General features: G+C 69.2%; 15 protein-coding genes. 11 read left to right on the top strand and 4 right to left on the bottom strand.

Annotation, left to right across the window (positions count from 1 at the left end; genetic code table 11):
* Positions 1–188: 188 nt before the first annotated feature.
* Entirely contained in the window at positions 189–767 is a 579-nt protein-coding gene (locus AADR41_RS37750; RefSeq protein WP_342286642.1) for a TetR/AcrR family transcriptional regulator, read from the bottom strand.
* Between the two features lie 90 nt (positions 768–857).
* On the opposite strand from AADR41_RS37750, the gene AADR41_RS37745 reads away from it, so the two are divergent.
* The 4 genes from AADR41_RS37745 to AADR41_RS37730 all read left to right on the top strand — a co-directional run bounded on the left by AADR41_RS37745 (position 858) and on the right by AADR41_RS37730 (position 4,693).
* Complete coding sequence (locus AADR41_RS37745; RefSeq protein WP_342286640.1) at positions 858–1,304, top strand: DUF1772 domain-containing protein; 447 nt, start codon at positions 858–860, stop codon at positions 1,302–1,304.
* Between the two features lie 248 nt (positions 1,305–1,552).
* Positions 1,553–1,903, top strand: a complete 351-nt coding sequence (locus AADR41_RS37740; RefSeq protein WP_342286638.1) for an antibiotic biosynthesis monooxygenase family protein — start codon at positions 1,553–1,555, stop codon at positions 1,901–1,903.
* Positions 1,904–2,086: 183 nt separating this feature from the next.
* Positions 2,087–2,512: a DUF4267 domain-containing protein gene (locus AADR41_RS37735; protein WP_342286636.1), complete on the top strand. Its 426-nt coding sequence runs from the start codon at positions 2,087–2,089 to the stop codon at positions 2,510–2,512.
* Positions 2,513–2,842: 330 nt separating this feature from the next.
* Entirely contained in the window at positions 2,843–4,693 is a 1,851-nt protein-coding gene (locus AADR41_RS37730) for a bifunctional metallophosphatase/5'-nucleotidase (RefSeq protein ID WP_342286634.1), read from the top strand.
* A 114-nt stretch (positions 4,694–4,807) separates the two neighbouring features.
* Here the strand turns inward: AADR41_RS37730 and AADR41_RS37725 are convergent, their stop codons facing one another.
* Positions 4,808–4,978 (bottom strand): hypothetical protein, encoded by a 171-nt coding sequence (locus AADR41_RS37725; RefSeq protein ID WP_342286632.1) that lies wholly within the window; start codon positions 4,976–4,978, stop codon positions 4,808–4,810.
* A gap of 244 nt (positions 4,979–5,222) precedes the next feature.
* Here AADR41_RS37725 and AADR41_RS37720 point away from each other — a divergent pair, with 244 nt between their 5' ends.
* From AADR41_RS37720 to AADR41_RS37705, 4 genes are all read left to right on the top strand, one after another.
* Positions 5,223–5,648, top strand: a complete 426-nt coding sequence (locus tag AADR41_RS37720; protein WP_342286631.1) for a DUF6507 family protein — start codon at positions 5,223–5,225, stop codon at positions 5,646–5,648.
* A complete protein-coding gene (locus AADR41_RS37715; RefSeq protein WP_342286630.1) occupies positions 5,645–8,320 on the top strand; it encodes a hypothetical protein in 2,676 nt (891 codons plus the stop codon). Before AADR41_RS37720 ends, AADR41_RS37715 begins: the two co-directional genes overlap by 4 nt.
* A 60-nt stretch (positions 8,321–8,380) precedes the next feature.
* Complete coding sequence (locus AADR41_RS37710) at positions 8,381–9,199, top strand: immunity 49 family protein (protein WP_342286628.1); 819 nt, start codon at positions 8,381–8,383, stop codon at positions 9,197–9,199.
* A gap of 217 nt (positions 9,200–9,416) precedes the next feature.
* Positions 9,417–10,310 (top strand): phosphatidylinositol-specific phospholipase C, encoded by an 894-nt coding sequence (locus AADR41_RS37705; protein WP_342286627.1) that lies wholly within the window; start codon positions 9,417–9,419, stop codon positions 10,308–10,310.
* A 26-nt stretch (positions 10,311–10,336) separates the two neighbouring features.
* Here AADR41_RS37705 and AADR41_RS37700 read toward each other — a convergent pair whose 3' ends face one another.
* Positions 10,337–12,265 (bottom strand): serine/threonine-protein kinase, encoded by a 1,929-nt coding sequence (locus tag AADR41_RS37700; RefSeq protein WP_342286625.1) that lies wholly within the window; start codon positions 12,263–12,265, stop codon positions 10,337–10,339.
* Positions 12,266–12,488: 223 nt separating this feature from the next.
* Here AADR41_RS37700 and AADR41_RS37695 point away from each other — a divergent pair, with 223 nt between their 5' ends.
* The 3 genes from AADR41_RS37695 to AADR41_RS37685 all read left to right on the top strand — a co-directional run bounded on the left by AADR41_RS37695 (position 12,489) and on the right by AADR41_RS37685 (position 13,755).
* Entirely contained in the window at positions 12,489–13,079 is a 591-nt protein-coding gene (locus tag AADR41_RS37695; RefSeq protein ID WP_342286623.1) for a TetR/AcrR family transcriptional regulator, read from the top strand.
* A gap of 73 nt (positions 13,080–13,152) precedes the next feature.
* Positions 13,153–13,599, top strand: a complete 447-nt coding sequence (locus tag AADR41_RS37690) for a helix-turn-helix domain-containing protein (RefSeq protein ID WP_342286622.1) — start codon at positions 13,153–13,155, stop codon at positions 13,597–13,599.
* A gap of 33 nt (positions 13,600–13,632) precedes the next feature.
* Positions 13,633–13,755: a hypothetical protein gene (locus AADR41_RS37685; protein ID WP_342286621.1), complete on the top strand. Its 123-nt coding sequence runs from the start codon at positions 13,633–13,635 to the stop codon at positions 13,753–13,755.
* 28 nt (positions 13,756–13,783) lie between these two features.
* Here AADR41_RS37685 and AADR41_RS37680 read toward each other — a convergent pair.
* Positions 13,784–14,247 (bottom strand): sensor histidine kinase (locus tag AADR41_RS37680; protein ID WP_342286620.1); only part of this gene is annotated, 464 nt, incomplete at its 5' end.

Genomic DNA, 14,247 nt, shown 5'->3' with positions numbered 1-14,247 from the left:
GTCGTCATGTCTACGAGCCTACGGGGGCGGGGTGGGTACCGGGTGGTGCGCGGGCGCTTCGGGACTCGGTCGGCGGTCTGTGGCGTGCTCCGGTGCGCCGTCGGCGACGGGAGTGCCGGCGGTGGGCCCGTCGCACTCCCTGACGATCTCCTTCGCGGCCCCGGTCGCGTGCCTGCCGCGGCGGTGGGTCAGGCCACGGCGAGCCGGTCCACCAGCAGGTCCACTCTCGGCCCGGTCTCCTCCGGTGGCAGCCGTCCCGACCGGGTCAGGGTGGCCACCCCGTGCAGCGCCGCCCAGAACACCTCGGTGAACAGTCCCGGTTCGATGCCGTCCCCCGCGACCTTGCCGAGGCACTCCAGCAGTGCGGCGAAGGCGTCCTTGAGGGGTTCCGGGGTGTCCTCCTGCGCGTACGCCAGACCGCCGTCCAGCTGGAACAGGGCGTCGTAGACCGCCGGGTTGCGTGCGGCGAAGTCGAGGTAGGCGCTGGCGAGGGCGTGCACCCGGGCGCGCGGGCCGTCCGCGGCGGAGGTCGCGGCCCGCATCGCCACGGCCAGCTCGGTGGCGCCCTGGAGGGCGACGGCGCCGATGATCTCGCGTTTGCCGCGGAAGTGGCTGTAGAGGACGGGCTGGCTGTATTCGATGCGTTCGGCGAGCCGACGGGTGGTGACCGCGTCCCAGCCCTGCTGCTCGGCGAGTTCGCGGGCCGTCGCCACGATGAGGCGCTCGCGGACCGCCCGTTCGCGCTGCTTGCGTTCTTGTACCGACATAAGTCGATCCTAGCAGTGCTAGACATGAGAGCGGCAGTAGTACTAGCGTTGCCTCGCCAGCTAGCGACGCTAGATTTCGGAAGGGTCGTCATGTTCAATGCGCTCCAGGTCGTCACCACCGTGGTCGTCGGCGTGATGGTGGGGGTGGAGTTCTCCGTCGCCTTCGTCATCAACCCGATCCTCAACGCCCTTCCCGAGGACAGCGGCCAACTCGGCCACGCCCACGGGGGCCGGATGCTCGGCGCCGTGATGCCGTTCTGGTACATCGGCTCGCTCGTCCTCGTCGGCATCTGGGCGGCCGCCGGGTGGCACCACCACGGAACCGGCCTCGTCGTCACCGCCGGCGGGCTGCTGCTCCTCAGCGTGGTCATGTCGCTTCTGCTGCTCGTCCCGATCAACGACCGGAACAAGACGTGGACCCCCGAGAACCGGCCCGAGGACTGGAAGGAGCAGATGAACCGCTGGGACCGCTTCCACTACCTCCGCGTCGCCGTCATCATCGCCGCCTTCGTTCTGCTGGTCACCGCCCTCACCTGAGCCCACGGGCCGGCCCTCCCGGTTATCAGTCGCAGACCGCTCGGATGTGCGCCCGAGGGCCCTCCCGGTCGTCGGCCGCAGACCGCTCGGCCGGGCACCCGACGTACGGCGCCGCCGCCTTTGTCCGCATCACGGACCCGGACACCGGCGCCCTCGAACTCCGCCGACGTCCGCCGACGTCCGCCGGTGCCCGCGGGGCGCGGAACCGGGCGGCACCCATTCACCGACAGTGAGAGGAAGTTCCGAAAATGGCCAAGCTGCAGAGTCTCGACCCGAGCACGCCGATGTTCGCGCAGTTCAAGGAGAGGACCGGGCCCGTCGTCCTGGCCAACACCTTCGTCGTCCCGAAGGAGAGGACCGAAGCGTTCCTGGCCCTTTTCCACAGGCAGGCCGAGTTCATGAGGGCCCAGCCGGGATTCGTCTCCCTCCGGATGCACAAGGGGACGGCGGACAGCCGGCTTCTGATGAACATCGCGGTCTGGGAATCGACCGAGGCCCTCGCCGCGGCGTTCGGCAGCCCGGAGTTCCAGGGCGTGGCTGCCGAATTCCCCGACGACGTCGTGTCGTACCCGCACATCTTCGAGCAGATCGAGGCATGACACGTCGGCTTCGGCCGGGGCAGGGCGGCCGGAGAAGCCCTGCCCTCCTGGGCGGTCACGCATGCCGGTGTCCGTCCCGCCCCACCTGCACCATCCGTTTCATCCGGCACGTCATCGGCACCCCGGCCGCGCCCGCCGCTGGATCCTGCCCCGCATCGGGCCGAACGTCGAAGGAGAAGCACCATGTCGCTGAAGAACGTCAACACCGTCCTGGCCACCGCCTGCGCCCTGTTCGTCCTCTACCTCGGGCTGTCCTTCATCCTGACCCCCGAGACGTCCACCCCGGGCGTAGGCCTGCCGAACTGGCCCGACGGCGACGGTGGCGGCTTCCTCGTCATGAAGGGCATCCGTGAATTCGCGATGGGCCTCGTCCTCGGCATCCTGCTGGTGACGGGCCACCGCCGCGCACTGGGCTGGGTCCTGCTGATGGAAGCCGTCGCCCCGTTCGGCGACATGATCAACGTCCTGGCCCACCACGGCTCCGTCGCCGCCGCGTTCGGCATCCACGGCCTGACCTCGGCACTGATCGCGATCACCGGCCTGCTGTTCCTCCGCGAGACCAGGAGGGCCCCCGCCCCCGCCCCGGCGCCCGCCGCGCAGCCCGCCTGACAGCCGCATGCCCCGAAGGGGTGGCCCGGCCGCACGGCCGCATGCCCCTCGTCCGTCGGTGGCCGCCGGGAAAGGCCGGACGGCGGCGCCGGATTCCGCTTCGTCGCCCATGGCGTACGGGCTTGCGCCGCATGTGCGGGCCGGGGCAGCTCTGCCCGCATATGTGAGCCATACGGATGACCTGCTCCGGTTTGAAGTCATTCCCACCGCATGGCAACCAGTTCGTAACCGCCGACACCTGTCGCGCTACGCGCGTTGACCCTAGGCTGCGCACGAAGTCTCCAGACTCGTCACCACTTTCGAACCTCCGCTGAACTCACAAGGGGACCGATGTCAGCGACACCGCAGAAGAACCGCGCATCCCGGCGGGTGCTCGCCGCCGCGGCCGGGCTCGCCACCGTCGGCGCGCTCGTCGCCGCGATGCCGGCCGGCGCCCAGGACCGCCACGGCCACGGGCACGGGCACGGGCACGGCCACCACAAGCCGGGCCGCACCGTCGATGTGCAACTGCTGTCCTTCAACGACCTGCACGGGAACCTGGAGCCGCCGGCCGGCTCGGCCGGCACGGTCACCGAGACGCAGGCCGACGGCACGACCAAGGCGATCCCGGCCGGCGGCGTCGAGTACCTCGCCTCCTCGCTGCGCACCGCGCGCAAGGGGCACCCGTACTCGATCACCGCGGCCGGCGGCGACATGGTGGGCGCGAGCCCGCTGCTGTCCGGTCTCTTCCACGACGAGCCGACCATCGAGGCGCTCAACAAGATCGACCTCGATGTGACGAGCGTCGGCAACCACGAGTTCGACGAGGGCGCCACCGAGCTGGCCCGCCTCCAGAACGGCGGCTGCCACCCGGTCGAGGGGTGCTACGAGAAGGGCAAGAAGTTCAAGGGGGCCGACTTCCCCTACCTCGCCGCCAATGTGACGAGTGAGAAGTCCGGCAAGCCGATCCTCAAGCCGTACACGGTGTGGAAGAAGAACGGCGTCAAGGTCGGCTTCATCGGAGTGACCCTGGAGGGCACGCCGAACATCGTCACGGCCAACGGCGTCAAGGGACTGAAGTTCCACGACGAGATCGAGACGATCAACAAGTACGCCAAGGAGCTGGACCGCCAGGGCGTCAAGTCCATCGTCGCGCTGATCCACGAGGGCGGGGCCCCGGCCTCCACCTCGTACAACTACGACTGCGACAGCTCCGGCGCCGGTGACGGCATCTCCGGGCCGATCACCGACATTGCCAAGGGCATCACGCCCAAGGTCGACGCCCTGGTCACGGGCCACACCCACCAGGCGTACGTGTGCACGATCCCGGACCCGGCCGGCAACCCGCGCATGGTCACCTCGGCGTCCTCCTTCGGCAAGCTCTACACCGACACGACGCTCACGTACGACCGCCGCACCAAGGACATCGTCCGTACGTCGGTGAAGTCGGCCGGTGCCAAGAACCCGAAGTCGGCGAACCACGTCGTCAGCCGGGACCAGCCCAAGGCCAATGACATGACGGCCCTGATCGCCCGCTGGAACGCCCTCGCGGCGCCCATCTCGAACAAGCCGCAGGGCTACATCACCGCCGACATCAACGGCCGTGGCTCCACGGCCCCCGAGAAGCCGCTCGGCGACCTGATCGCCGACGCCCAGCTGGAGGGCCTGGCCCCGGCGGACAAGGGCGGAGCGGTCGTCGCCTTCATGAACCCGGGCGGCATCCGCGCGGACCTGGTGCACAAGGCGAGCGGTGCCGAGGGCGACGGAGTGGTGACGTACGGGGAGTCCTTCACCGTGCAGCCCTTCACCAACATGATGAACGTCGTCGACCTGACCGGCGCCCAGCTGGTCACCGCGCTCCAGCAGCAGGTCAGCGGCTCCAACGAGGCCAGCCCGAAGATCCTCCAGGTCTCCAAGGGCCTCACGTACACCCTGGACATGACGAAGACGGGCGCGGCCCGCGTGGTCACCGACACCATCAAGCTCAACGGTGAGGCGATCGACCCGGCCAAGACCTACCGCGTCGCGATGAACGAGTTCCTGGCGGGCGGCGGCGACGGCTTCGCGGCCCTCGGCGAGGGCACGAACAAGCTGGTCGGCGCCTCCGACCTGGACATGTTCAACGCCTACCTGGCGGCCCACTCCACGGCCGAGACCCCGCTGGCCCCGCCGGCGGCGGACCGGATCACGGTCATCCAGTAGTAACTCCCGTACGCGGGTGAGCGGGGCGGTGGGCCGGCGGGCCCACCGCCCTTTCGCGTACACGGCCGTCAGAGCCCCCCGAACGTCGGAACCTGCTGAAGAGCTTCCCGAGCGTCAGAGCCTGCCGAATGTCACCCCGCGCCACGGCCAGCCCGCCGCGAGCACCGCGTCGCGCACCAGGTCCTTCAGCTCTGAGGTGTCGACGCCGAAGGTCTGCGCCGGGCCGTCCTCCCCGCCCTCCCCGCGCCCTGGCGTCCAGGTCCTGGTACGCCGGTGGCCGGGCACGTGGCGACTGGGAACGTCTCGCGAGGGTTGGGCGGCCGGTCGACGGCACGCCTGCGTAAGGATGCAGGTTTTCACCACTGGAAATCCCCCTGCCCGATGCAGGTGGCTGATTATCAATTTGCTGATTGCATCAGCGATTTCAAGTTGATAGAGATGGCCTCACGGACAAACGTTCACCGCACGCGAGGTCGTTTCCGGGCACGAGGTGGTTGGCCCGGCACGGGGCGCACAGAGGGGGGTCTTCATGGTGGCGTGGGACATCAGACCGCAGGGTGTGCAGGGGCAGTTGAAGGTTGTCGGTACGCATGCCGGTGATCTGGAGAAGGCTCTGACGGCGTTGATGGCGACGGTGTCGGAGGCGGCTCAGGCGGCGGGTACGGCGGTGCCGGGCCCACAGGCGGTCACGCACCTTCAGGGGCCGGTGGCTCCGGGTCAGGCGCCTTTGTCCCGTCGGGCGATGGGGCCGGTGGCTGCGGCGCTGGGTGAGTATCTGGGTGAGCGCAAGAAGGACCTCAAGGCGGCGGCCGAACGGATCGAGGCCTCGGTGCTGGGCGCGGTGGAGGCCACCAACGCGTACTGCGAGGGTGATCTGGAGACGGCCAGGAACGCGCAGAACGCGGCGAAGGCCGTACATCTGGATGTCCTCAAGAGCATGCAGGGACACCGGTGAGTGACGCGGAGCCGGTCGACCCGGTGGGGATACCGGTCTTCACCGGTGATCTGGCCCTGCTCGACACGAAGGTGACGGAGCTGTCGGGCCACGGGGCCACGATCGCGACGGCTGCGAGTGATGTGCACAGCAGCTTCGGCGGGCTGAGCGCCTTCTACAAGGCGCCCGAGGCGGAGCAGCTGTTCGCGACGACCAGGCCGGTGGCGGCGACCGGGCTGTCTCTGAGTTCCGAACTGTGCGTCATCGCCGGGGCGCTGGGCACGTACTCGGACGATGCGTTTCCGCTGGTGGAGAAGCTGAAGGAGCTGAAGCGGGACGCGGTCGCCTTCCGGGTCGAGGCCGAAGCCGACGACAAGTGGCGCGAGGACGGTGACCTGGTCGAGGAGAACAACCGGCGCCGTGGCGAGATAGCCGAGGTCTGGGCCGCCTTCCAGGAGGTGGAGCGGGCCTGTCACGCCAAGATCGTCGCCCTGGTCGGTGGCAAGGCGCTGAAGATCGATGACGGCTCCGGCAAGAAGGGCAGCTACGGGTACGACGCCGAGCTCCTCAAGCAGGTGAAGAGCCTGCCCTGGGGAGAGGCGGTCGAGGAGTCGACGCCCTGGTGGCAGGTGTGGGAGCACGCCTACGACTTCGGCAAGGGCTTCCTGGTCGACGGGGTCTGGGGCACTCTCAAGGGCCTGGGCACCCTGGCCGGTTTCGAGGGCGGGGACGCGGCGAAGGAGGCGTGGACCGGCCTGGCCAAACTCGCCACCGGGCTGTCCCCCGCCGCGATGCTCGTCCTGCACGCCCTGCCCGGCGACCACTCCGCCTGGATACGTGACTCGCAGACCGCGGTGAAGGAGACCGGCAAGGCACTGGTGGCCTGGGACCAGTGGGGCAGCAATCCCTCCCGCGCCGCCGGAGCGGTCAGCTTCAACGTCCTGACCACCGTCTTCACCGGCGGCTCCGGCAGCGCCGCGGCAGGCGCGGGCAAAGCCGGCCTGGCAGCCAAGGCCCTCTCCCTCACCAGTAAGACCGCCCGCGCCGTGGACCCCATGACCTACGTCTTCAAGGGCGCCGGCGCCGGACTGTCGAAGATCAGCGACGTGATGGCCGGGCTGAAGGGCCTGGGACGGGTCGAGTTCCCGCCCCTGCCCGATCACGTCGTCACCGTCCCCGACGGCACCCTCAGACTCCCCGACGGCACCCTCCGCCTCCCTGAAGGCGCCGCAGTCCCCGAAGGCGCGACCGCCCTCCCCGACGGCACCGTCAAACTCCCCGACGGAGCTGTGGCACTCCCCGAGGGAACGGTCAGATCACCCTTCGACGAGGGCGCTCCGTACCTGGACCGCGACGGCAACCTCTACAAAGAGGACGGCACCCTCGCCCAGCGCGTCGACCAAGCAGGAACGAATCCTCACACGCAAACCCCGGACCCGATACGCGAACCAGCCCTGATCGGCGCCGGCGCCCGCACCAGCGAAGACGCCATCCGCCTGGGCAACGACATCTCCGACCCGCTCGGCAGGGGCGACCACGCCCCCGGTGGCCACGTGGGTGACCAGATACCCATGAACAACCTGGACAGCGCTTCCCGCGGCGGCAGTCACACCGACGGCCCTTCGGGCGTCGCCCACGATGACGGCGCTTCCGGTACAGGCGGCCACACGGACAGCCCCGGCAGCGCTGGCCACCACGAGCCCCCATCCACTGGCAGCGGTAGCCATCTCCCGGAAGAACCAGGCGCAGGCGGCCTGGGCGGCGCAGCGCACGGCGCGGATGACGCGGCACAGCCGACGCACCCCTCGGGCGATCGGCGACTGACCGCTGAAGAGATCAAGGCCAAGGAGGACGAATTCGTCCGGCGGGCGAACGACCCCGACAAGTCCTGGTTCGATCAGTACTACCGCTCGGATGGCCATCGCCGTAGCGCCCGCACCGAGATCGATGGAGTTGAACTGCCCATCCTCGCGAAGGACAGCGACGGCTCCTGGATCTCGAAGAACGACCTGCCCTCGGCCCCGTCAGAGATCAGGTACGGCCGCGACCCGCTGACTCGCGGGAGCACGCCGGTCGACCAGATCGACCACCTCGACGATGTCGCGAAAGACCGCAAGGTCTCTGTGGAACTGTCCAACGCCGAGCGTGCGTACAAGTCCGCACCGGCCGAACAGACGTTGGCGGAAGTGGAGCGTGCGCGGAAACAGTTCATCGACCACTTCGACGACCAGACGTCCAACAACAGCAGCTATTCCGAACGCCTGGGTGAGGATGCCGCGCGGTTGCATGTGATACCCGAGCGACTCAAGGGCTCGTTGGAGCAACCTCTGCCGAAGACGCCCAACGGGGCCAACATGTTCGATCAGCTGTACCGGCGGCCGGACGGCAAGCTCGTGCTCATCGAGGCGAAGGCGCCGAAGTCGGGGCTCATCTGGCGCAGAGGCAAGGGCTTCGCGGCAAAGTTCATGGTGCAGCAGGGCACCCGACACTATCTGTGGACCATCATCGCTGAGATGGAAGCCCGGCCATCGCTTGAAGTTACCGATGCCTCCGGAAAGGTCTGGAGCAATGCCGATCTGGTGGCTGAACTGAAGCCGGCGCTCCAGAACGGAAATCTGGAGTATGCGATGGTGAAGGCCGTCGAGGGCAATGGTTCGTACGCCGGAGCCGTCCTTGAGTACTTCAAGATATGAATCCAGCAGGGGAGATCAGTGGTTACGAGCGTGTCCCGCCAGAGCTATCCGGTGGCTGCGATGGAGAAGGTTGTGCCGGTCATGGAGGGCTCCCTGGCCGATTCGCTGCGGACCATTGAAACCTCGCACGACGCCAGGATCGGGTCGCTGACGACGTCCCTGAACGTGGCGCGCATCCGCTGCGTCGGGGATCCGGATGCGGTGATGCTGGAGACCTGGGAATCCTGGCTGCTGACCATGCAGGTGCACTCGGCGGTCTTCGCCGCCACGTTCACCGATCAGGAGACGGTGACGTGCAGGATCCGCCAGGAGAACCGGCAACTCGCCACCACCGGACCGCAGTTCTATCTCAATGCGGGGACCTGGCTCGACGCCTTCTTCCTGGCGCTGATCTGCCGGGAGACGGCCCGCCTCGACATGCTGGCGCAGGTGCCTGCGTCGTTGCTGCGTGACTGCGGCGGCGTGCTGGACGAGTACGTCTACGCCTGGGTGGAGACCCTCCGGAGCTTCTGGCTGCGGCGTGACGACGTCAGTCGGCACCTCGTGCGGGCCGTGGACCTGAGCGCCCCCGAGGCCGCCCACGTTCTCGACGCCGAGACCATGGGCAAGCTGGAGTACCCGCCGATCATGATGTTCTACCGCTACTTGCGCAACGACGCAGCAGGCTTCAACGAGGCCCTGAACGACGCTCTTCGCTGGCACAAGGAGTACTGGACGGCCGACGAGGACCGCACCCAGAACCTCGAAGGGGTCGTGGCCATCGCCCCGCTGGCAATGGCCTGTCTGGCGAAGGCCAACGGCATTCCGATCGAGGTCGAGTCCGGCTACCTGCCGAGCGCCCTGCTGGACTTCGCCTGGCGTGGCGAATTCGACGCGTAGCCTCCAGGAGGTGCGGCGCGCGAGCCCTCGCCGTCCCGCAGTCCGGGCGCGGGGGACCTCTGATCTCTGACCGGGGTTCCCGCGGCTCGATGCTCTTGCGCATACGGCTACAGACGGGCCGGTGGAGAAACACTCCGCTTTGATCTGTTCCCGTCGTGACGCGTACCCGTCATAATCCGTGGGTCGACCCCCCACGGCAGACGGAGGCAGTTCCCGAATGAGCCCGTACACCGCCACTCGCCGGAACTTCCTGGCCGGCGCCCTCGCCGCCACCGCCACCGTCCTGGTCGGCGCGGGGCCCGCGGGGGCCGCCGATCGCCAAGTCCGCGGCACCCAGGACTGGATGGGGGCCGTCCCCGACGCCACCGCGCTGCAGCGCCTCACGATCCCCGGCTCGCACGACTCCGGGGCCCGCTACGGCGGACCGTGGACCGAGTGTCAGAACACCACGATCGCCGCGCAGTTGGACAGCGGCATCCGTTTCCTGGACGTGCGGTGCCGGATCACCGGCGGGTCGTTCGCGATCCATCATGGGGCCTCGTATCAGAACCTGATGTTCGGCGATGTGCTGGGCGCCTGCTGGGACTTCCTGGCGGCCCACCCCTCCGAGACCGTGCTGATGCGGGTCAAGCAGGAGTACTCGGAGGAGAGCGACGCGGCGTTCCGGGCGGTCTTCGACGACTACCTCGACAACCGGGGCTGGCGGCCGCTGTTCCGTATCGACCCGGCACTGCCCTCGCTGGGCGAGGCGCGCGGCAAGGTCGTGCTGCTGGCCGACAACGGCGGGCTGCCCGGTGTCCGGTACGCCGACTCGGCGCTCTTCGACATCCAGGACGACTACATGGCGGAGCCGTTCGCCAAGTACCCCAAGATCGAGGCCCAGTTCCGCAAGGCCGCCCAGCAGCCCGGCAAGCTGTACATGAACTACGTCAGCACCGCCGCCCTGATGCCGCCGCGCTGGAACGCGGACCGGCTCAACCCGCAGGTCCAGTCGTTCCTGGACGGCTCGGAGGCGGCGGGCTGGACCGGGCTCGGAATCGTCCCACTGGACTTCCCCGCCACCCGGTCCGGCCTGGTGGAGTCGCTCATCCGGCACAATCCGGGGGCCTGAGCCACTACGCCCCCCGGCCCCCGGCCTCAGCCCCGCTTGTAGTAGTAGCCGTCGCCGCTGGCGGGCCCGACGTTGTGCCGGATGCCGTTGCTGCCGTTGAGGATGTAGAACGACGGGTCGACCGTCGTGTAGCAGTAGCCGGGGTTGGGGCCGATCAGCTTGGAAGTGCCGACGTTGATACGGCTCTTGCCGTTCGCCGTGGAGGTCACCTTGGCCTCGTACGGGCAGTTGTTGTACGGGAAGTCGGACATGCGCACCACGCCCGAGCGGGAGATGGTGATGGTGCCCGGCTGCCCGGTGTTGTACGTCTCGCCGAACTTCCAGGTGCCCACGAACGACGAGGGAACGGAACTCCCACCGCCCGAGCCGCCCGAACCGTTCGTGGAGCCCGAGGTGCTGCTCGAACCCCCTCCTCCCGAACTGCTGCTGGAGCCCGAGGTGTTGCTCGAACCGCCGCCCCCCGACGACGATCCGCCGCCGGACGAGCTGCTGGTCGAGGACCCGCCCGTGGGCGATGTGCCGCCCCCGCCGGACGATCCCGAGCCCGTGCCCGGGTTCTCGGCGTTCCGGCCGTCCGTTCCGTCCCGGCCGTCCTTTCCGTCCTCGCCTTTCCGGTCCTTCTTCTTGTCCTTGCCGCCGGAGGCGCCGGGACTCTTCTCCCCCTGGGAGGGCGTGCCCTCCGGCGACGACGGTGACGGTGACGTCGGTGTGGTCGGGCTCGCCGCGCCCGCGGACGGTGCGGAGGCGTGGTTTCCGCTGTCGCCGCTGAACGGTTGCAGCACGGCCATCGTGCCGCCGCCCCCGGCCAGGACCAGGACCACGGGGACGGACACGATCAGCCTCCGGCGCCGCTTCTCCCGCTTGGGCTTCGGTTCGGCCGCCCCGCCGATGTGCACGGCCCCGGGGGTGGCCTCGTCGGCGGCCACGGGAACGGGCCCCGCCGGCCGCAGGCCGACCGTGCTGCGGTCCACCCGCTCCTGCCGTACCGGTGCCGCCTCCGCGTCCAGAAGCTGCGCCGACTGCCGTGCGAGGTGGCCCACCACGTCCGCAGGCAGCCACGACGCCGTTGCCGGGGCGCGGTGTTGACGGCCGGGCTCGGCCAACAGCTCGTCCACGGACGGGCGTTCGGCGGGCGACTTGGTGAGAAGACGGGCGATCAGGGCGCGCAGACCCTCGTCCCGCACCCGGTCGAGCTCGGGGGCGGCCTCGACTATGTGGTACATGACCGCGTGCTGGTTGCTCACCCCGTGGCCGAAGGGGAGCGTGCCGGTGGCCGCGTAGGTCAGTACGCAACCGAGCGTGAACACATCGCTCTTCGGGCCCGCGCTCTCGCCGCGTATCTGCTCCGGGGCCATGAAGCCCGGTGATCCGATCACCATCCCCGTGCTGGTCAGCAGCGAGTCGACCGAGGTCTCGACGGCGCGGGCGATACCGAAGTCGATGACCTTGGGGCCCTCGACCGTGAGCATCACGTTCGACGGTTTGAGGTCGCGGTGGACGATGCCGGCCGCGTGGATGTCCTTGAGCGCGCGCAGCAGCCCGTCGGCGAGAGCGAGCACGGACTCGGTGGGGAGCGCGCCGTGGCCGCGCACGACCTGTTCGAGGGAGAGCCCCGGTACGTAGCCGGTGGCCACCCAGGGGTACTCCTCGTCGGGAGCCGCGTCCAGCACGGGTGCGGTGTAGCGCTCGCCCACTCGCCTCGCCGCGTCGACCTCGCGGCGGAAGCGGGCCCTGAACTGCGGATCCGCGACGTGCTCCGCGTGCACCACCTTGACCGCGACCGTGCGACCGCCCTCGGAACGGGCGAGATAGACCCGGCCCATTCCGCCCGCGCCGAGCCTGCCGAGCAGCAGATAGGGCCCGATGCGGGCCGGGTCGTTCGCGGTCAGCGGCTTGATGCCGCCGTCGACGTTGTCGTCGCTGCTCTCGTGATCGTCGTTGTGCACGCTGGCCATGTTCGAGCGCTCCCCCGCGTGTCCCGCGCCGCAGCCCGTGGGACCGCCTCAGTCATCCGAAATCCGTGTGCCCTGCTGCGACTTGGCGAAATCGGTGTTCAGTCTGAGGTACGGAAGGCAGCAATTGGAACTACTTCTGGAAAGAATTCCAGAAGCTTCACTAGGCTGTTCCCGGAGACACTCCACGAGGAACCTCCGGTTCCGGGAACGAGGACGGCATCCGATGAGCCCGAAGCAGCAACGCGGCGAGGCCACCGCCGCCCAGGTGCTCGACTGTGCACTCGACATCTATGTGTCGGAGGGCGAGGCCGGCCTCACGCTCGGCGCGATCACCTCGGCCAGCGGGGTCAGCGCGGGGAGCATCTACCACCACTTCGGCAGCCTCCAGGGAGTGGCGCTCGCGCTCGCGCAGTCCTGGCTGGACCGCCTCCTCGACGAGCTGGGCAAGGCGCTGGAGCAGGCGGACGACGCACGCTCCGGCGTCCACGCCGTGGTGCGGGCCTACCTGCGCTTCGTCCAGCTCCACCCGGACGCGGCACGGCTCATGCACTCCGTCACCGCGGACCGCGAGATCACGGCACACGCCCATCGGATAAGGGGTGCCCAGGAGGCCCGGCTGGCCCCGATCGCGGCCTGGCTGCAAGCCCATCAGGCGTCGGGCCGGCTCGTCGACCTCCCCCTGCCCGTACTGGAATCACTGATCCTGGGCCCGGTGGTGGGCATCGCGCGCCGCTGGCTCTCCATCGGAGACATCGACATGGAGGAAGCCGCGCGGACGGTTCCGCACCACATCTGGCGCTCGGTCGGCCGTTGAGCGGGCCCGAATCAGCGCTTTCGTTTCGTTCGAATTGCGCGATGCTGGGTCTACTCTCAAAGGAGACAGAGCTATGCACGGCACTACTGAAGACCGCACTCTCCTGCCCGAGCACCGCGCGGAGATCGCTGAGCTCCGCGCCTTCCTGGACCGGACCCCACAAGCTGTGGAGCCGGTCCTGCTGCGCGGCCCCGACGGCGCCACGCGCACGCTGCCCCCGGAGGTCTACGAGGCGCTCATGGTGGTGGTGCGGGCCCTGTCGGAGGGCAAGGCCGTGACGGTCGCACCGGTGAACACCATCCTGACGACGCAAGAGGCCGCCGACCTCCTGGGCGTCAGTCGGCCGACGTTCGTCAAGATCCTCGATGAGGGCGGAATCCCCTTCTCGCGGCCGGGAAGACACCGCAGGGTGCTGTTGGCGGACGTTCTCGACTACAAGGAGAAGAGGCGCTCGCAGCGTCGCCGAGGACTGGACGAACTGGTCGGGCTGACCGAGGACGCCGGTCTCTACGACAACTGATCAGCTGAATCCGCCCGAGCCGACTGGAGCGATGTGCAGCGCGTCGTCCTGGACACCTTGGTCCGGCGGGAACCCCGCGACCTGCACGGGCTGCTGGACAGGCTGGACGCGGGAGGCGCTCCGCAGTTCGCTGCCGAGTTCCGGCGCCGTCTCTGACTCCGCGCGGTACCCGGACCGCCCGCGCTCAGAGCCCCGGCGGCGGCTGTGGTGCCCCCGGCAGCCGGATCGAGGCGATCGTGCCCGGACCGTCCGTCGCCGGGCGCAGGGTGATCTCGCCGCCCGACTGCTGGACCGTGCGGGCGACGATCGACAGGCCCAGGCCCGAGCCGGGGAGCTGACGGGCGGACGGGGAGCGCCAGAAGCGTTCGAAGACGTGGGGGAGTTCGTCGGCGGGGATGCCGGGGCCCTGGTCCCGGACGGTCAGTTCGCCGTCGCGCAGGGCGATCTCGATCGTGCCCCGGTCCGGGCTGAACTTGACCGCGTTGTCCAGGACGTTGACCACCGCCCGTTCCAGCGCCGCGGGCTCGGCCCGTACGTACCAGGGGGTCAGGTCGGCCCTGATGGTCAGCTCGGGGCCGCGCAGCCGGGCGCGTTCCAGGGCGGTGTCCGCGATGTCGTGCAGCGCGACGACCTGGAGCGGGCCGGGGG

This window comes from Streptomyces sp. CLV115, from assembly GCF_038448545.1.
Taxonomy (GTDB): Bacteria; Actinomycetota; Actinomycetes; order Streptomycetales; family Streptomycetaceae; genus Streptomyces; species Streptomyces sanglieri.
This window is presented reverse-complemented; position numbering and strand designations above follow the sequence as displayed.